The organism is Lujinxingia vulgaris (assembly GCF_007997005.1).
Classification (GTDB): domain Bacteria; phylum Myxococcota_A; class Bradymonadia; order Bradymonadales; family Bradymonadaceae; genus Lujinxingia.
Genome location: NZ_VOSL01000038.1, coordinates 1 through 18,539 on the forward strand (window position 1 = coordinate 1; position 18,539 = coordinate 18,539).

The window sequence follows — 18,539 nt, forward strand, 5'->3', positions numbered from 1 at the left end:
CGGGGCGGTGCGGCGCTCCGGCTGCGGCGCAGGAGCGGGCGCGGCACCTTCGGGTTCGGCGGCCGGGGCGTTGGTGCGCGGACGTGTCGGGGCCGGGGGAGGGGCTACGAAGTTGCCGCCCTCGCCGCCCTGCACCGCGGTGGGTTGCCCGTCGTAGAGGCCGATCTTGGTCATGGCGATCTCGATGCCGTCGGCCATCGTAAACGAGAGGGTGCGGTTGGCCTCGGTGATCGGGGTGGGCTCGAAGTTCACGTCGACGTTCTCGCGGAAGAACCAGTTAGGATCGTTGCGCAAAAAGTCGGTGACGCGTCCGGCCATCGCGAAGGACATGATGATGCAGGCTGCTGCCGCGAAGATGGTCGTCCCGATGAAGATGCGCGCCAGCCGGTCAGTGGGGCGCTTGACGACGTGGAAGCGCTCTTTCTGGCTGTTTTCACCGAGGGCGGTGAAGATCGGGATCGAGAGCGCGAGCGTGCTGGCCACCCCCAGCTTGACGGTGCCGTGGGCGAAGTCGCCCAGCAAGGCACCGGTGGTGATGAAGGTGATGTAGCTGAAGAAGATGGCCAGGATGCTCAAGAAAATGAGCTTTACGACGGTGAAGGCAAAGGAGAGCAAATTATCGTCCGGGCTTGCTGCGGGGGGAGGCTTGGGCGTTGCGGAGACGGCGGCATGCGCGGCGGTCGTGTGCGCCCCGGAGCCGCTCGCTGACTGTGGTGCGGCCGGGGCCTGCGGGCTTAGCGGCGCAAAGGGGTTGTTGTCGGCGTAGGCGTCCGGGGGCAGCGGAAGCTCGGAGCTGGGAATGCCCAGGAGCTTCTCTTCGGAGAGGTCGTAGTCGACCTGATTTCCGACAAAGGGCGCTGCTTCCGCCGGGTTGAACCCGCTCTCGGCCGGGCCGGTGTCGAAGTCGCGCTCGTTGAGGTTGCCCTGAAGCCATCCCGCCTCCGCGCCAGATTGAGCCGCGGCAGACGACGCGCCCGCCGCGGCTCCCAGGCCGGGGCCGAAACCGGCGGCAGGGGCGGGCTGGCGGGGCTGCTGCGTGCGCGGCTGCGTGCGCGGCTGCGGCGTGTGCTGCTGGTGGGTGTGGCGTGGGGTGTGCGGGTGCACGCCGCTCGGGTCGGTGCGGGGCACGGCGTTGAAGTTGCCGCTGACCGCGAAGTAGCCCCCGGTCGCCGGTGAGTAACCCTGCTCCTGAGAGAGGGACATCATGGCGTGGTCGATGGACTCGCAGAACTCTTCGGCGGAGCGAAAGCGCCGGGCGATGTTTTTCTGGGTGGCGGTGCGGATGAGATCCTGGAGCAGCGGGTGCAGCGCCATCAGGCTGGGGAGGCGCAGCGGCTCGGGCGTGAGCTGCTGGCTGATCAGCCCCATCGTGGTGTCGCCCTGAACCGCCGGCTCTCCGACGAGCATCTCGTAGAGAATGAGCCCCATCCCGTAGAGGTCGCTGGCGCCGGTGAGCGACTCGCCACGGACCTGCTCCGGGCTCATGTAGCGCGGCGTGCCGATGAGCGCGCGTTCGCCCTCGGGGACGCCGATGGAGGTGAGATCGTCGTTTTGTTTGCCGAGAAGGCGAGCGACCCCGAAGTCGAGCACTTTGACAAAGTCGGGCTCGGTGTCGAGGTCGGTGACCATGATGTTGGCCGGCTTCAGATCGCGGTGCACGATGCCGTGGCGGTGCGCCTCGGCCAGCGAGCGGGTGATCTGACGGGTGAGCGCGAGCGCGCGCATCGGCGTCTGGGCGCCTTCGGCCTTGAGGATGTCTTTGAGGGTGTCGCCCTCGACAAACTCCAGCACCATGTAGACGACGCCCTCAAAGGTCTCGCCATAATCGTGGATGGTGACCGTGTTGGGGTGGCGAAGTTTGCTGATGATTTTGACTTCGCGCAGAAAGCGCTCGCGCGCGCTGGGCGCCTCCGAGCCCACACCGGGCTTGAGCACCTTCAGCGCCACGTGACGGTCCATGGCCACCTGAAAGGCCAGGTAGACCATGCCGAAGCCGCCGCGGCCGAGCTCGCGCAGGATGCGGTACTTGCCCTCGAAGAGGTGTCCTGGCTCTAAGCTGTATGTTGCATCGAAGACGACCACGGAGGTGGACTCCCCTGGGGCATAGACCTATGGTTGGCATCATCCTTAAGCCGGATCAGGCTATCAACGGCCCCGGAGCAGGTCAATCTAAGCGGGCCGCAGAATTCAAGCGATGTCGAGTAACGCAGAGTCACAGTTCGGGGACAAGGCCGACGGCGCAGCCGGCGCGACGCTCTCCTTTGAGGAGGGCACGCTGGTGCTGCGGGGGGTATCGCGGGAGCAGGGCGCGGCCGGGCCGGGCTGGGTCTATGACGCGCGGGTCGACGCCTGGCGAGCGCCGGCCTGGCGCTACCGGCAGGTGCTCGCTGCACTTCTGCGCTCCGGATTGAGCCTGCGCGATGAGGCCCGCGCCTACGCCGAACACGACCTGAAGATGGGCGGGCGGCGCTTTAAGCCCTACGACCACCAGGCCGAGGCGCTGCAGGCCTGGGGGCAGGGCAGCCGACGCGGGGTGGTGGTGCTGCCGACCGGCGCGGGAAAAAGCTATGTGGCGTCGATGGCCATTGAGCTCACCGGGCGCACCACGCTGGTAGTGGTGCCCACCATCGACCTGATGACGCAGTGGGTGGGTAACCTCGAGGCGGCCTTTGGCCAGCCCATCGGCATGCTCGGCGGGGGCTACCATCAGGTGGAGCGCATCACGGTCTCGACCTACGACTCCGCGGCGATTCATATGGCGCGGCTCGGCGATCGTTTTGGGCTGTTGATCTTTGATGAGGCGCATCACCTGCCCGGGGAGGTGTATCGGCAGGCGGCCTTGCAGAGCATTGCGCCCTTTCGGCTGGGGCTTACCGCCACGCCGGAGCGCAGCGACGGCAGAGAGCGCGACCTCGACGATCTGGTCGGACCCCAGGTCTACCGTCGCTCCATCAAGGAGCTGGCTGGCGAGGTGCTGGCCGACTACGAGGTGCGCACCCTGGAGGTGGCGATGAATGAGGAGGATCGCGCGATGTATGACGACGCTCGCGCGGTCTACCGCGGCTTTGTGGAGTCGCAGGGCATTCGCCTGGGCGGACGCCACGGCTGGCGCAACTTCCTGGCGGCCACGAGCCGCTCCGATGAGGGGCGGCGCGCGCTCAAGGCCCACCGTCTGCAGAAGCGTCTGGCGCTTGTGCATCAGGAGAAGTTGGCGCTGCTTTACGAACTTCTCGATGAGCATCCCGAGGAGCGGGTCCTGATCTTCACCAACGACAACGCGTCGGTCTACGCCATCAGTGAGGCGCTCTTATGCCCGGCCATCACCCACGAGACGAAGATCAAGGAGCGCCGCGAGATCTTAAAGCGCGTGCGTGAGGGGACCTACCGGGTGCTGGTCACCAGCAAGGTGCTCAATGAGGGGGTGGACATCCCGGAGGCCTCGGTGGCGATGATCCTGGCCGGCTCCGGGAGTGTGCGGGAGCATGTGCAGCGCCTGGGTCGAATTTTGCGACGCGGGGAGGGCAAGCGCGCTCTGCTGTACGAGTTGGTGACGGCGGATTCGGTCGAGGGGTTTGTGAGCCAGCGACGTCGGGAGCACGATGCTTACCAGTGATCTTCTGCGGGTAAAAAAGACGCGCGGGGCGATCGTGCCGCGTTATCTGGATGTGGATTCTCCCGAAGCGCGGGAGCGGGCGCAGGCGCTGGTGGGGATTTTCAACGATCACCTCGATAAACCGCGCGCGCTGGTCGATGAGCGGGTGGAAGAGGCCATTGGCCACGGCACGGATTTCTTGATCTGGCGGGGGCTTGCGAAACTTCTCTACGACCGCAGCGAGTTCGAGGTACGGGCCGAGGCGGAGCCCGCAGATGTGCGCGAGGCGCTCTTTCTGGCAGCGGCGAAAGCGGGCAACCCGCATCGCGACGAGGCGCGCGCGCAGGTGCTCAACGAGGTGGGAGCGGCGATGGGGCTGAGCCCGCAGGCGCTGGAGGTGGCGCTTTACGCCGATCTTGAGGAGCGTCAGGTGCTCTCATCCTTTAAGAAGATTGACGCCGAGGGGCTGCTGCACCGCTACAACCTGGCGCTGGCGCAGGCGGTGCTCTACCGGGCGCTGAGTCTGAAGATTTCGCTCACGGGGCAGGACTCCAACCGGCTGCGCTATCTCTTTCAGATGTTGAAGTTTCACCGTTTGATGCATCGCACCGAGCGGGTCAAAGGGGGCTATGTGATCGAAGTCGACGGGCCGGCCAGCGTGCTCAAGGGGGGCAAGCGCTACGGGTTGTCGATGGCGAGTTTCCTGCCGACGGTGCTGCACCTGAAGGGCTGGCAGCTCGACGCGGTGGTCGATTGGGATAACAAAGAGCGCACCTTTGAGCTGGGGCCGGACCAGGGGCTGAAAAGCGGTCGGCGCGTGCGGGGGCAGTGGGTGGCCGAGGAGGAGCAGTGGTTTGAGGAGCGCTTCCCCGACCAGTCGCCCGAGGGCTGGGAGCTTGTGCGCCAGGGGGAGGTTGTGGATCTGGGGGATAATGAGGTGCTCGTTACCGATTATGTGGTGCGAGAGCCGGGCGGGCGCGAGGTGCTGCTGGAGATCGTCGGGGCCTGGCGGGCGGGGTATTTGCGCCGGCGACTGGAGCGGTTGTCGGCGCTTAAGAGCGAGCGGCCGGTGATCCTGGTCGTCAGCGAGCGTCTCAAGGCCGACCGCGAGAAGATGGAGGCCGGGGCGGCGGGGGTGGTGTTTTTCAAGGGCGTGATCTTGAGCGATAAGGTCGTTGAAGCGGCCCGGCAGGCGCTGGGGCTCGGGTAAGCGCGGGGGAGGGGGCTCGATACGGGTCTCAACGCTTCGGGGGACACCCCGAGGAGGTGCAGTCGGAGCGCGGAGGTGCGGGGCCTGTTGGCGTCGAGCACCAGCGTAGGGCATGGTAGCAGGCATCATGCGCAGCGCGATGAATAAATGACTTCCGGGACAGTGGAGTGACGAGTATGCGAATCGAGAGTGCGACAAAAGCGGCCCTGGTGGGCCTTGTGGCAGGCGGGGCGATATTGGTGGGGCAGGTGGCGGTGGCCGACGCCTGCATGCCGCCTCCCGGTCAAATCAACGGGGCTTACCCGGCCGATGGCGAGGTGGTGGCTCCCGAGGTCAAGATGTGGCTCTTTGGCAGCGGGGCGGGGCAGCTCCCCACCATCGAGCTCCGAGACGCCGATGACGAGGTGGTCGAGACCACGGCGCTCACGAGCTACCTGACCTCCATGTTCGGCGTCGCTCACGCCGTGGTCCCCGACGCCCCGCTGGCCGAGGGCACCTACACGCTGAGCGCTCAGTTTGAGAGTTTCCCCCAGAGCGACTTTGAGCGCGTCATCGAGGTCGACGCCGACGCCGCCTGGCCCGCGCCGCCCGCCCCGCCGGCGATCACCTGGTACCGGGAGACTCACGACCAGGCCGTGGGCAACAGCTGTGAGTTTGGCGATGAGCATCACCGCATCATGCTTCAGCCGTCTGCGGGAGCAGTGGCGTACCGCCTGGAGCTTGAGACCGAGTTTGATACGGCCTTTGAGATCGGCCCGATGGGCGGTCGCACCGCCATCGAACACGGCATCACCCTGGGCGATGTGGTCTGCGTGCGGGCCTACGCCATCCGTGGCGACGGCGTGGAGAGTGAGGTCTCGGAGCGCTGCCTGCCGCAGAAGTGCCGTCATTACGAGCTCGACGAGAGCCCCGGCGCGCTGGGAACCACTGACTGGAGCCTTGTGAGTGAGGATAGCTGCCCGGGTGATCCCGGGGAGGGGGATGAGCCCGGTGGGGGCGATGTGGGCGCAGATGCCGGCTTTGATGTTGGCGAGTGGCCCGACGAGGATGCTGGTGATGATGTGGGGCCTCAGCCCGGCGATGATGTTGGCGAGGAGCCTCAGCATGATGCGGGAGAAAGCGTCGATGCCGGCTCCGGCGATGTGGGCACAGGCTCCGGCGGTGACGTCGCCCTGGACGACGATGGAAACTCGCAGGGAGCGGTCAGCGGGGGCGGCTGCTCCTCGTCGGGAAGTCCGGCGGGCGGTGCGCTGAGCCTGGTGCTCGGTGCGCTGGGGATGCTCGTGTGGCGTCGGCGCCTTTGAGTCGCTCAAAGGTCGGGTGTGAAGTTCCAAAAACATGGCCGTCTTTTAAGGCGGCCGGGAGTATGACGATGACGATGTGGAGTGTGGGAAGTGGCCTGGCGATCTGCGCGGGCGTGATGATGGCGAGCGTACTGCCCGTGCAGGAGGCGCAGGCCTGTGATCCGGCGCTTGAGTATGTGGTCGATGCGTTGCCCGCCGAAGATGCGGTGGTGGCGCCCGATGCGCAGCTGTTGATCTTCTTTAACGGCGCGCAGGACGACCCTTTGGTCGAGCTTGTGAACGCGGCCGGGGAGCAGGTGCCCGTCAGCGTGGAGCGCGTCAATCAGGCGGCGTTCTTCGGTTTTGTTCGCGAGCTCCTGCCGGAGGCGCCGCTGGCCGAGGGCAGCTATAGCATCCGCGTGACCTATGACGATGAGTTTCAGGAGGACTTCGAGCGTAGCTTTGAGGTGGACGCCGAGCACACCTGGGCCCCGATTGAGAGCGCGCCCGAGTTGACCTGGTATCAGGAGACCTACGCCGAGGGCACCGGCAACAGCTGCGAGTGGGGTGATGAGTATCAGATGATCCGTTTTGGGGAGGTTCCCGGGGCGATCAGCTATTATGTGGAGCTGGAGCGCGATGACACGATCCTGGAGCAGCGTTACCTGAGCGATAAGGCCGGGATGTTTCACGGCTTCGTGATGCAGGACATCGACTGCGTGCGCGTGGTGGCCCTCGGCGGCGATGGTGGGGCTGGCGAGTCGACCGAGCTCTGTGTGCCCGATAAGTGCAACCACTTCGAGGGGGAGATGCCCTTTCAATTTGGTACCACCGACTGGGACGAGGTCGAGGGCTGTGAGATCGAGGTGCCGGTGGAGGGCGATCCGGACGACAGTGACGCTGGCAGCGACGACGTCGGCGCAGGCGATGTGGGCTCGGGCGCCGATGCGGGGAGTGACGCCGGCGGCTGGGATGTGGAGGAACCTTCTGGCGGATCGGATGACGAGGGTGGTTGCAGCAGCACCGGCGGAGCACCGGGCGGCATGATGGCGACGGCGCTGGCGATGTTTGGATTGCTGTGGCGCCGGCGCCGCGCGTTCTGAGCGGCGCTCAGGTCGGCCTGAACCGACATCGATCGAAGTACAAGCGAGACGCGCGGCCCGAAAGGGTCGCGCGTTTTTTTATTCAGATGGTCGGGTGGGTCTAAGTTGTTGATTGGGAACGTCTTTTGGCCTGCCCGGGGAGAGGGCGTTCGCAAAGGTTGACGGATCATGAAATAGTCTCCAAATTAGCGCCGTTAGTTTGTTCAGTTCATACTGAATGTTTCATATGAACAGCCTGTCGCACGCAGAACACCCACTGAGACGAACCTATGAATGACGCAGAGATCGAGTTTATCGAGCGCTTCGGCCTGATCTTTGAGGAGGACGGCGCGCCGCGTATCGCCGGTCGCATCTTCGCGCTGGCGCTAATCGAAGACCGCGCGCTGACCCTCGACGATATGGCCGAGATCCTTCAGGTGAGCAAAGCCTCGATCAGCACGAACACTCGCCTGCTCGACGGGATGGGGCTCCTGGAGCGCACGACCGTGCCCGGCGATCGCCACACCTACTATCGCCTCGCGCCGGATGCCTTTGAGGTCTCGCTGGCGAGGGCGCGCCGGCGGATGGTCACGGTGCTGGAGGTGCTCGACGACACCCTCCCGGGGCTCCCCGAGGATAACCCGGTCGCGAAGCGACGGCTCTCAAAGATGCAGGAGTGGCACCGCTTTTTGGTCGACGATATGGACGCGATGCTGATTCGCTGGCGCGATCGTCAGGACGCGAAACACGAGGAGGGCGCCGATGCGTAAGCGAGCATTCATGCGTCATAGCGGCGTTTGGGGGGCGGTGGCACTCCTGATGGTGAGCGCGCCGGCCTGGGCTCAGGAACTTCCCGAGACGCCCCCCCGGGCAGAGCCGGTCGATTCGCCCGACGATGTGCAGCCGGAGTCGTCGACGAGCGTGGCTCAGCAGGATACGGGCGCGCAGACCACCGGGGCGCGCGTGCTTACGCTGGACGAGGCGGTGGAGCGGGCGACCACCCGCGGCAACCAGATCGCGCTGGCGCAGGCCGACGTGCAGAGCGCCGAGCTGGCGCTGAAAGAAGCGCGCTACGGACGGCTTCCGCAGGTCAGCGCCGAGGGGCAGTACTCCAACAACATTCGCACGCCTTTCATCGTGCTTCCCGAAGACAGCCCCTTCGGGGGTGGGGTGTTGCGCACGGGCAGCAAACATAACTTCAACTTCTCGGCCCAGGTCTCGGTGCCGATCTGGTCGACGCAGCTCAACCGCAGCATCGATCTGGCCGAGGCCAGCGCGGAGCTGAGCCGGCTGGTGGCGGAGTCGTCGCAGACCACGGTGAGTGTGGAGGTGCAGCGGGCGTATCTCAACGGGCTCATCACCCTGGAGTCGCTGGAGGTGTTGGAGCAGAGCTATCAGACCCTGCAGAAGAACCTGGAGCTCGTGCGCGCGCTCTACGAGCAGGGCGCGGCGCCGGAGTACGATCTGATCCGCACCGAAGTTCAGGTGCGCAACGTGGAGCCGGAGCTCAGCCGCGCGCTGAGCAACCATCAGGGCGCCCTCAACTACATCAAGCTGCTCACGGCGATCCCGATCGATGAAGAGATTCGGCTGGCAGGCTCGCTGCGCGAGCTCTACGCGGAGGCTGATGCGGCCGGGCTGGAGCCGAACTTCGAGCAGAACGCCGATCTCATTCAGCTCACCGGCCAGCGCAGCCTGGTGGAGCGGCAGGTGGCGCTGGAGAAGGCCGCCTACTGGCCGACGCTGGCCGCCTTCGGCAGCTTCACCTACCAGGGCCAGGCCAACGATCTGAGGTTCTGGGATTACGAGTGGGGAGAGACGGCGATCGCCGGGCTGACCCTCTCAGTGCCGATCTTCAGTCCGGGGCTGCGCCAGCGGGTGGAGCAGGCCGAGGTCGATCAGATGCGGCTCGGGTTGCAGGAGGAGTTCTTGCGCCAGTCGCTGCGCTCGGAGTTCGAGATTGCTATGGCCCGTCTGGCCGACCTGGAGAAGACCATTGAGGCCCAGGAGCGCAATGTGGCGCAGGCCGAGCGCGGCTACTCGATCGCGCAGACAAGCTACGAAGAGGGCGCCTACGGCCTGATGGAGGTCAACGACGCCGAGAGCGCGCTGACCGACGCGCGGCTCAATTACACGACCACGCTTAACGATTACCTCAACGCGTTGCTCGACCTGGAAGAGCTGGTCGGAGCGGGGAGCGAGAACGATGACTGACGAGATGATGATGAACCCGACGACGACGTTTCGAAGTCGAGCAGGACGAGGCGCGATGCTACTGAGCGCGCTGGTGCTGGTGATCGGCAGCGTGGCGTGCAAACCCCCGGCCGAGGAGAGCAGCGCGGAGGTCGAAGAGACCGTGGAGCGTGCCGCGCCAGTGCGCGTGAGCTCGCCGGAGGCGCTGACGCTTCCCCGGCGCGCGACCTACTCCGGGACGCTGGAGGCCTGGGAGGTGGCGCAGATCACCGGGCAGCAGGGCACCCGCATCGATCGTATGCTGGTGCAGGAGGGCGACCGGGTGCGCCGCGGGCAGGTGCTCGCCAGGATGGATGACGCCACCCTTCGTCAGGCGCAGGTGGAGCTGCGCACCGCGCAGACCGAGCTCGATCGGGCCAAACGCCTGGTGGATATCGGTGCGGTGGCCCGCCAGCAGCTCGAGCAGGCCCAGGCGGCCTACGACTCGATCAGCGCTAACATCGAGCTTCTTCAGAGCAACACCGTCCTCACAAGCCCGATCTCGGGCATCGTGACCAACCGCTACTTTGTGGCCGGTGAGCAGTTTGTGGCCGGCACGCAGGCCCCGGCGCTTCTGACGGTGCAGCAGATCGATCCTCTCAAAGTGATCATCGACGTGGCCGAGCGCTACTTCCCGCAGGTCAAGACGGGGATGAAGGCCACCGTAAACCTCGACACCTACCCCGGCGAGGACTTCGCCGGGGAGGTCACGCGTATCAACCCCACCATCTCGCCAGATAGCCGCAGCTTCCGGGTGGAGATTCGCCTGGACAATGAAGACGGGAGACTCAGCCCGGGGATGTCGGCCCGCGCCAGCCTGGAGCTCGGCGAGGTGGAGGGGCTCTTTGTGGCGCGCAGCGCGGTGCAGACCCAGCCGGGGCGCGACGAGCCTTTTGTGTGGGTGGTGCAGCAGGACAAAGCCCACCGCGCCTTTATCGAGGCTGGCGAGCGCTTTGAGGATCGCCAGCTGGTGCGCTCCGGTCTGGAGCCCGATGCGCAGGTGGTGATTGAGGGGATGTCGCGTCTCAATGAGGGCACGGAGGTCGAGGTGGTGGGCGCGCCCGATTCCCAGCCGGAGGGCGGCGATGAGGTGACCCCGGAGGTCGATGAGCGCGATGTGCGCGCCCAAGATAAGGCCGAAGACGAGGCGGAGAGCACCGACCAACCCGGTTGATGATGACGAGCGCGTTGTCGTCATGACCGCGCGCTCGCCAATCCGGGTAGCCCCCCATCACGTTGCGGCGACGCTGCCTGTTTTGCTGCATTGAGGACGCATTATGAACATCTTTCGCCTGGCCGTCTCCCGGCCGATTGCCACCTCGATGGTCTTTATCGCCATCATGGTCTTTGGCATCTACTCCTACATTCGCCTCCCGGTGGACCTCTTCCCCGAGGTCGATTCGCCCATCATCTCGGTGATCACAAGCTACGAGGGGGCCGGCGCGCTGGAGGTTGAGCGCAACGTCACCGAGCACCTGGAGAGCGTGCTGGGCACCACCCCGGAGCTGCTGGAGATCACCTCCACCTCGATGGATAACGTCTCGGTGGTGACCCTGGAGTTTAACGGTGGCGCCAACATGGACGAGGCCACCAACAACGTGCGTGACCGCCTGGGGCAGGCCGAGTTTTTGCTGCCCGACGACGTCAACGACCCCATCCTCCAGAAGTTCGACGCCAGCGCGATTCCCGTGGTCATCTACTCGGTCACCGCCGATGAGAGTTACCCGGAGCTTGAGCAGATCATTGACGACTACATCGTCAACCCCCTCAACCGCATCAGCGGGGTGGGCGATGTCTCGGTGACCGGGGCGCCCAGCCGCGAGGTGCAGGTGGTGCTCGATCCGGAGCGGTTGCGTGCCTACAACCTCGATGTGCCGCAGATCGCCCAGGCCTTGCAGGCCGAGAACATCTCGTCGCCGGCCGGGCGCGTCGACCTGGGGACAGAGAGCTACAACCTGCGCGTGAACACCGAGTTTCGCTCTGTCGACGATATCGGCGGGGTGATCGTGGCCAACTACCAGGGCCGCCAGGTCACCCTGGATCAGGTCGCGAGCATCCGCGAGGGCTTCGCCGACGAAGACGCGATCTCGCGCGTCAACGGCCGCCAGGGGCTGACCTTTGCGGTGCAGAAGCAGACCGAGGCGAACACCGTCGAGGTCAGCGAGCGGGTCATGGCGCAGATGCCGGCCATCGCCGAGTCGTTGCCGGACGATGTGGAGATGACGCTGATCATCGACACCTCCGACTTCATCGTGGATGCCATCAACAACTTGAGCTCGGTGCTCTTTTACGCGGTGGTCTTCGTGGTGCTGGTGGTGCTGATCTTTTTGCGCCAGTGGCGGGCCACGATCGTGATCGCCGCGACGATTCCGGTCTCGCTGATTGTGGGCTTTATCTACCTGACCCTTGTGGGCTCCACGCTGAACATGATCTCGCTGAGCTCGCTCTCGATCGCGCTGGGGATGGTGGTCGATGACGCGATCGTCGTGCTCGAGAACATCATGCAGCATATCGAGCGGGGATCGACGCCCAGGGAGGCCGCGATCCACGGCACCGGGGAGGTGGGTGTGGCGGTTGTGGCCACCACGCTCACCGTGGTGGCGGTCTTTTTGCCGCTGACCTTTCTCGAAGGTCAGACCGGCGTGTGGTTCGGCCAGCTCGGAGCCATTGTCGTGGTTACGGTCGTGACCTCGACGGTGGCCGCGCTCACGCTCACGCCGATGATGGGCTCGCTGATGATGAAGCCCGTCGATGAGAAAGGGCGCGGGCCGCTCAAAGCGCTGGCCCGCGGCATTGATAAAGGACTTCGGGGCATTGAGGCGGTCTACCGCGGCGCCCTGGGCGTGGCGGTGCGTTTTCGCAAAACGACCATGCTGGCAGCGCTCGCGGTCTTTGGCCTGAGCGTGGCGCTTGTGCCACGGGTGGGCACCGAGTTTATGCCCATCAGCGATGACGGCTTCGTCACGGTCAGCGGGGAGCTCGAGACCAGCCGAAGTCTCGAGTACACCTCGGAGGTGGTGACCCGGCTGGAGGCTCAGATCACCGAGGAGGTGCCCGAGCTCAAGCGCCTCAACAGCACCAGCGGCACCAGCGGCTCGATGTTTGGCGGGGTGGGCGGGGGCAAGAACGAGTTTCAGCTGCGCATGGAGCTCATCGACCAGGATGATCGCGAGCGCTCGGTCTTTGAGGTCGCCGATCAGGTCCGCGGCATCATGGCGGGGACCCCCGAGATCGTGACCTCCACGGTGACCGCCGGTAACAGCGGTGGGGCCGGCAGCGCACAACCGGTGGCCGTGGAGATCCGCGGCTTTAACCTGGAGCAGACCACCGCCCTGGCCCGAGATCTGGCCGAGCATATGGAGGGCATCGAGGGCACGCGCGATGTCAACTTAAGCCGTGGCGAGAGCCGCCCGGAGTTTGAGATCATCTTTGATCGCGAGCGCCTCAGCGACTTCGGTCTGACCTCGGCGCAGGTGGCCCAGGTGGTGCGCGGCAACATCGCCGGGCAGACCGCCACGATCTTCCGACGCGACGGCGATGAGTACGACGTCGTGCTGCGCTATGCCGAAGGCGAGCGCAGCTCGCTGGAGCAGGTCCGGGAGATGACGGTCAACACGCCGTCCGGCGCGCGGGTGCGCCTCGAAGACCTTGGCGAGATCAAAGAGTTCATGGTGCCGCCCAACATCGAGCGCATCGACCGGGAGCGCATGCTCACCGTCTCGGCCGGCATTGAGGGGCGCCCCCTGAACCTGGTCATGGAGGACGTGCGCGAGTGGGTGGATGCGCAGAACCTCCCTCCCCAGATCGCCATCACCTACGGCGGCGACTTCCAGGAGCAGCAAGAGTCCTTCCAGGATCTTTTCCTCATCCTCGCCCTGAGCCTGATCCTCGTCTACCTGGTGATGGCCGGGCAGTTTGAGTCGCTCAAAGAGCCCTTTGTCATCATGTTCTCGATCCCCTTTGCGTTTACCGGGGTGATTCTGGCGCTCTTGATCACCAACACGCCGCTGAGCGTCATCGGGCTTATCGGGGCGATCATTCTGGTGGGCATCGTGGTGAAAAACGCCATCGTGCTCATCGATTACATCAAGCTCTTGCAGGGGCGCGGCCAGCCCATCTTTGAGGCGATCGTCGACGGCAGCGTCTCGCGTCTGCGCCCGGTGTTGATGACGACCCTGACGACCATCCTGGCGATGATTCCGCTGGCGCTGGAGATTGGCGAGGGGGCCGAGCTCTGGAAGCCGATGGCCATCTCGGTGATCGGGGGCCTGAGTTTCTCGACGGTGGTCACGCTGATCATCGTGCCGGTGCTCTACGGGATGTTTGAGCGCAACGCCAAGACCGAGACCGGAGGTATGACGTGAAAGCGGTGATGATTACCTACAACGAGGTGCTCTCCGAGCGGCTGATTCATCTGCTCGATGAGCTTGAGCTGCGCGGTTTTACGCGCTGGAACGGCGTGCAGGGCCGCGGCACCACCACGGGCGAGCCGCATATGGGAAACCATATCTGGCCCTCGCTCAACGGGGCGATGTACGTGGTGGTCGAAGACGAGCAGCTCGACGCGTTTTTCGACGCGCTCTCGGAGCTCGATGCCCAGGGGCGCGGACTGCGCGCGTTTGTGAGCCCGGTGGAGCGGGCGATTTAAAGGGAGCGTGCCCGGTATCGCTCACCCGGGGGAGGTCCGGGCTGTCATCGTGCGTCGGGGTGCGCTAATTTAATGGCATCGATGATCGCATTGGGTGCCACCTCGCGTATGATGATGGCAACGACCTTCTCCCGGGATCTTTTTATGCATACGTTGCGCAGGCTGTTGGTGATGTCGTTTTTCGCGCTCGCGCTCCTGGCGACGAGCTTCGCGTCCACGGCGTCGGCGCAGACGCCTGACTTCAGCGGCAGCTATGTGCTGGATGAGGCGGCGAGCGATGATTTTCTGGCGGCGTTTGAGCCGGCGCTCGAAGAGATGAACGCCATCAAACGCGCGCTGGCGCGGCGCTACCTCAAGAAAAGCGACGGCCCCGATACGCGCATGAGTATCGAGCAGAGCGACGAGACCTTTACCGTACAGGGCGAAGATCGCACCCCGGTGGCCATTCCCCTCTCTGGCGAGCGCATCTCGCGGGAGGGTGAGGATGGAAAGACGGTGCATTTCACCGCCGGGCGGCGCGGCGAGGTGGTGCGTGTGACGATGTTCACCGAGGGCGGCCCCTTCCGCACCGACTACCGCATGCTGGACGACGGGCGCATGGAGATTCGCGTGCGCGTGGAGAACGAGCACCTACCCCTGCCGGTGACCTACAGGCTGGTGTATCGGGCGCAGTGATGGGAACGCGTGCACGGTATGCAAGTGTTTGATTTTAAATGAAAAAAGCCCCCGGAGTCGGGGGCCTTTTTTGTGCCGGAGATCCGGCCGAGTGATACCAGCCGCCCCCGCAAACTCGCCGCGACGGGCTGTTGAGACGACCCGATGCCATCCCATCACCCTCTCATCAGAGCCTCAAACTCCGGGGGACCCTCGCGGTGTGTTTGTGCCCGCACGTTCCAGCCGCTACGGTGAAGGTGTGCCACTTACACCTACATGGTCCGGGTCGCGAGCTATTCCCGAGCCTCATCACGCCAGGAGTGCGGATGAACACACGAGCAACGCCTTCGGTTCGGTCGCTACCGTGCGCGCTGATGCGCGGCGCGGTGCTCGTGTCGCTGGCCCTTACGATGGCGTGCATGCCGCCCTCGATTCGTTCGGTGAGCGAAGGCTCCGACGATGCGGGCGACTGGTCGCTCGATGAGGATGGTGGCGAGGACGATGGTGGCGAGGATGTCGGTGTGCCGGATGTCGCGTTCAACGACGGAGGGTGGGGCGACGAAGACGCGATCGATTTTTTTGATGCGTCCGAGCCCGATCCCGATCCGGAACCTGAACCGGATCCCGATCCTGAACCCGATCCGGAACCTGAACCGGATCCCGATCCCGATCCCGATCCGGAACCCGAGCCCGAACCCACCGTCGATCCGGCCTTTGAGGCGGTGATGACCTTCACCACGGTGAACATCGGCCGTAACTACCCCAACCGCGCCGCGATGGAGACGGTGATCGACCGGGTCGGCGACGTCATCGGCCCCAAGAACGGCCCGAACATCTTCGGGTGGCAGGAGATCGGGGCGGCCGACCCCTGCGGCGCAAGCTGCGAGATCGAGGCGGTGCGTGCGCGCTTCCGCTCCGAGTGGGGCTGGCAGACGCGCCGGCCGATGGGCACTCGCCCTAACGGCGGCCGTGAGCGCGTGAATGTGCCCGTCACCGTGCGCGGCGCCAATACGTTGAGGGTGCGCACCGCCTACGCCTCGGCCGGGTGGGCAGGGGTGAGCTCCACCCGTTTTCATACCGTGGTGTTCCTCCCCGAGCGCAACCTCTCGGTGATCAATACCCACCTGATCGCCGGCGCGTGGAGTTGCAAGTCCAACGTGGAGCGCCGCAAACGCTACTGGCGTCAGGCCTGGAACGTCTTAAAAGACGAGGTCGAACGCGAACACCAGCGTGGTCGCAACGTCATCGTCACCGGCGATCTCAACCGCCCGCGAAACGCCAACGGTTGCAACCCCGCATGGGACCCGACGTCTCTGCACCCCCGGGCGCGCATCATCGGGGGCGCTTCCATCGACTATGTCTTTGCGGTGCCCGCGGCCGGCTGGCGCTTCGAGCTGGCCCGACGCGCCAGCGGTGAGGTGCGCCGCGGCGCGGTGACCCTGGGGATCGACAGCCACCGGGCGTTCTGGGTGCGGGGGCGCTTTCAACATCGCTCCTGAGGGCGCTCCGCCGCTCAAGGCGGGTGTTTTGGTCTTCGGCGAGGTGCTCCTGGCTTTGGAGTCAGGGCGCTCGCGGTCTGTGCAAGGGGTGCGGACGCGAAGCCGCCGTGTTGAAACGCGGCCACAGGAGACTCGATGCGCGCACAAGCCAGACCGCTGCTCGCGGAGTTCGTAGGGACCTTCTTTCTGGTGCTGGCCGGATGCGGCACCGCCGTGCTCGCCGGAACCTTTCCCGAGGTGGGCGTCGGCATCGTGGGCGTGGCCCTGGCCTTTGGCCTGGTGCTGCTGGTCATGGCGTACGCCATCGGGGATATCTCGGGATGCCACATCAACCCGGCCGTCTCGGTGGGGCTGTGGATCGGCGGACGCTTTCCGGGCCGCGACGTGATCCCCTACATCGTGGTGCAGGTGCTCGGCGGCATCCTCGCCGCAGCCGTGCTCTACCTGATCGCCGGCGGCACCCCCGGCTTCACACTCGCCGACGGCTTTGCCGCCAACGGCTACGCCGAACACTCGCCAGGGGGCTACTCCCTGCTCTCGGCGTTGACCATCGAAGTGTTCATGACGGCGCTTTTTGTCTTCGCAATCATGGGAGCCACGCATAAGCGCGTGCCCGCCGCGGTGGCCCCGGTGGCGATTGGCCTTGCGCTCACCCTGGTGCACCTGATCAGCATCCCGGTGACCAACACCTCGGTGAATCCCGCCCGCAGCACCGGCGTGGCGCTTTTCGTGGGCGACTGGGCGCTGACGCAGCTCTGGCTCTTCTGGCTGGCCCCGATCGCCGGCGGCATGGGCGGCGCGCTGCTCTACCGCGCCCTTGGCGAGCGCAGCACCGAGACGGCAGAGGACGAGCGCGCGGTTGAGATCCCACCGGACGTGGCGGCAAGACCGGTGTGATAGGAGGTGCGGACGCCCCCGGAGACCGGGGCTTTTCGTGGCGCATCGTTCTGACGGGAGACAAAGAGACGTTGACCGCCGGGGGGAGACGTCCGTACAAAAGATAACCTTTGCACCATTGTCCCTGGCTGTTTTCGTTGTCTTGAGGCTGCGAGCACATCGCTTCTTGATCGAGCCCGCGGCCTACTTCTGTTGTATGGAGTGTGAACTGTGTCTGATCTGCGACCTGCGATGCATTGTGTGTGTCTCGCCCTTCTCCTTAGCGCCTGTGGAGCCGATAGCAGCGGCGTGCAGGGGCCCGAGGGGGACGCCGGCCTCAACTCCCTGATCCGCACCGAAGCGGTGGAGCCGGGCGCCGAATGCGCCGAAGGCGGCGTCCGGGTCTTGAGCGGCCTGGACGCCGACGCCGACGGCGAGCTAGGCGCCGACGAGGTGTCTGGCGAGTCCTTTGTCTGCGCCGGTGGGAGTGGGGAGCAGGGCCCCGGCGGACCGATCGCCCTGGTTCGCACCGAAGACGTCGCGCCCGGCGAGGACTGCGTCGTCGGAGGCGTGCGGGTCTTGACCGGTCTGGATGCCAACGCCAACGCGGAGCTTGATCCGGACGAGGTCACTGGCGAGTCGCTGGTATGCGCCGGCACCGAGGGGCTCAACTCCCTGATTCGCACCGCCGATGAGCCCGCTGGCGAGAACTGTGGCTATCGCGGAAGCGCCGTCTCGGTGGGGCTCGACACAAACGCCGATGGCGAGCTCGGTGAGGACGAGATTCAGGAGACCATCTACGTCTGCGAGACCCTCTTCACCGACCTGGCTTTTCCCTCAGAAGATACCCTGACCTATGGCTCCGCCGGTTGGGGGGTACCTATCTCGGCCGGGCAAGGCCGCATGTTTTTCTCGCTGAGTCACTTTCTCCGTCACTACTTCACCGTGCCAACACCTCATTACGTGAGCTCCCTGAGCTATCGGCTGGAGGTCTTTGACGACACCAATATGGAAGAATGCGCCGGAGTCCCCCGGAAGGCGGGTTTGACGCGGTGCGCGACTTCCAGATCACCATCGACGGCGTAGAAATCCACACCTTCAGCTTCGAGGGAGGTACGGTTGGTCAGACCCTGACCCTGGAGGGCAGCGTGGACTTTGATCCCTTCCTGCTCGATGGCGAGCACTTCGTCCACATTGGCCCCCTGGATGAGGTGTGCAGCGGAGGCGGCGGGTTCCGCTGGGAGACCGGCGGCCGCTTTGTCTTCTCAGGCTGAACGTGTCGAGGACCCTCCCGACGTCGACCTATCAGGCCCACGCGGCCCCGCAGGTTGCGGGGGCTGCGTGGGCTTTTTTGCCGACTCATCGCTCGACTACTGCTCATCTGGCGAGTTTAAGGCTCCAGATGCGATTGAGTGACTGGCGAGCGACGTTTCGCCTACCGTGCGCCGTCCAATAAAGGGTGT

The 18,539-nt window shown here is 65.3% G+C and carries 15 protein-coding genes; 14 read left to right on the plus strand and 1 reads right to left on the minus strand.

The genetic code is table 11. The annotated features are described in order from the left end of the window. A partial coding sequence (locus FRC96_RS07825; protein ID WP_146973948.1) for a serine/threonine protein kinase occupies nucleotides 1-2,082 on the minus strand: 2,082 nt, incomplete at its 3' end. A 112-nt stretch (nucleotides 2,083-2,194) separates the two neighbouring features. On the opposite strand from FRC96_RS07825, the gene FRC96_RS07830 reads away from it, so the two are divergent. The 14 genes from FRC96_RS07830 to FRC96_RS07900 all read left to right on the plus strand — a co-directional run bounded on the left by FRC96_RS07830 (nucleotide 2,195) and on the right by FRC96_RS07900 (nucleotide 18,350). After that, nucleotides 2,195-3,613 (plus strand): DEAD/DEAH box helicase, encoded by a 1,419-nt coding sequence (locus tag FRC96_RS07830; protein ID WP_146973949.1) that lies wholly within the window; start codon nucleotides 2,195-2,197, stop codon nucleotides 3,611-3,613. After that, the gene (locus FRC96_RS07835) at nucleotides 3,600-4,802 is read left to right on the plus strand and encodes a DUF790 family protein (RefSeq protein WP_146973950.1); all 1,203 of its coding nucleotides are present in this window, start codon (nucleotides 3,600-3,602) and stop codon (nucleotides 4,800-4,802) included. Before FRC96_RS07830 ends, FRC96_RS07835 begins: the two co-directional genes overlap by 14 nt. Nucleotides 4,803-4,978: 176 nt before the next feature. Further along, nucleotides 4,979-6,106 carry an MYXO-CTERM sorting domain-containing protein gene (locus FRC96_RS07840; protein WP_146973951.1) on the plus strand — a complete coding sequence of 376 codons (1,128 nt, stop codon included), beginning with the start codon at nucleotides 4,979-4,981 and terminating at the stop codon, nucleotides 6,104-6,106. Nucleotides 6,107-6,174: 68 nt separating this feature from the next. Beyond that, a complete protein-coding gene (locus FRC96_RS07845; protein ID WP_230469997.1) occupies nucleotides 6,175-7,188 on the plus strand; it encodes an MYXO-CTERM sorting domain-containing protein in 1,014 nt (337 codons plus the stop codon). 269 nt (nucleotides 7,189-7,457) lie between these two features. Further along, entirely contained in the window at nucleotides 7,458-7,937 is a 480-nt protein-coding gene (locus FRC96_RS07850) for a GbsR/MarR family transcriptional regulator (RefSeq protein ID WP_146973953.1), read from the plus strand. Then, on the plus strand, nucleotides 7,930-9,381 hold the full coding sequence (locus FRC96_RS07855; RefSeq protein ID WP_146973954.1) for a TolC family protein: 1,452 nt from the start codon (nucleotides 7,930-7,932) through the stop codon (nucleotides 9,379-9,381). The genes FRC96_RS07850 and FRC96_RS07855 overlap by 8 nt, the downstream gene beginning before the upstream one ends. Further along, on the plus strand, nucleotides 9,374-10,573 hold the full coding sequence (locus tag FRC96_RS07860; protein WP_146973955.1) for an efflux RND transporter periplasmic adaptor subunit: 1,200 nt from the start codon (nucleotides 9,374-9,376) through the stop codon (nucleotides 10,571-10,573). The genes FRC96_RS07855 and FRC96_RS07860 overlap by 8 nt, the downstream gene beginning before the upstream one ends. A gap of 103 nt (nucleotides 10,574-10,676) precedes the next feature. Continuing rightward, a complete protein-coding gene (locus FRC96_RS07865; RefSeq protein ID WP_146973956.1) occupies nucleotides 10,677-13,763 on the plus strand; it encodes an efflux RND transporter permease subunit in 3,087 nt (1,028 codons plus the stop codon). An 8-nt stretch (nucleotides 13,764-13,771) separates the two neighbouring features. Continuing rightward, nucleotides 13,772-14,047 (plus strand): PG0541 family transporter-associated protein, encoded by a 276-nt coding sequence (locus FRC96_RS07870; protein WP_230469998.1) that lies wholly within the window; start codon nucleotides 13,772-13,774, stop codon nucleotides 14,045-14,047. A 144-nt stretch (nucleotides 14,048-14,191) separates the two neighbouring features. Next, complete coding sequence (locus tag FRC96_RS07875; protein WP_146973958.1) at nucleotides 14,192-14,722, plus strand: hypothetical protein; 531 nt, start codon at nucleotides 14,192-14,194, stop codon at nucleotides 14,720-14,722. A gap of 305 nt (nucleotides 14,723-15,027) precedes the next feature. After that, on the plus strand, nucleotides 15,028-16,200 hold the full coding sequence (locus FRC96_RS07885; RefSeq protein WP_230469999.1) for a hypothetical protein: 1,173 nt from the start codon (nucleotides 15,028-15,030) through the stop codon (nucleotides 16,198-16,200). 135 nt (nucleotides 16,201-16,335) lie between these two features. Continuing rightward, a complete protein-coding gene (aqpZ, locus tag FRC96_RS07890; RefSeq protein ID WP_146973960.1) occupies nucleotides 16,336-17,097 on the plus strand; it encodes an aquaporin Z in 762 nt (253 codons plus the stop codon). A gap of 240 nt (nucleotides 17,098-17,337) precedes the next feature. Further along, complete coding sequence (locus FRC96_RS07895) at nucleotides 17,338-18,162, plus strand: DUF7151 family protein (protein WP_146973961.1); 825 nt, start codon at nucleotides 17,338-17,340, stop codon at nucleotides 18,160-18,162. Further along, nucleotides 18,129-18,350: a hypothetical protein gene (locus FRC96_RS07900; RefSeq protein WP_146973962.1), complete on the plus strand. Its 222-nt coding sequence runs from the start codon at nucleotides 18,129-18,131 to the stop codon at nucleotides 18,348-18,350. Before FRC96_RS07895 ends, FRC96_RS07900 begins: the two co-directional genes overlap by 34 nt. Nucleotides 18,351-18,539: the final 189 nt, after the last annotated feature.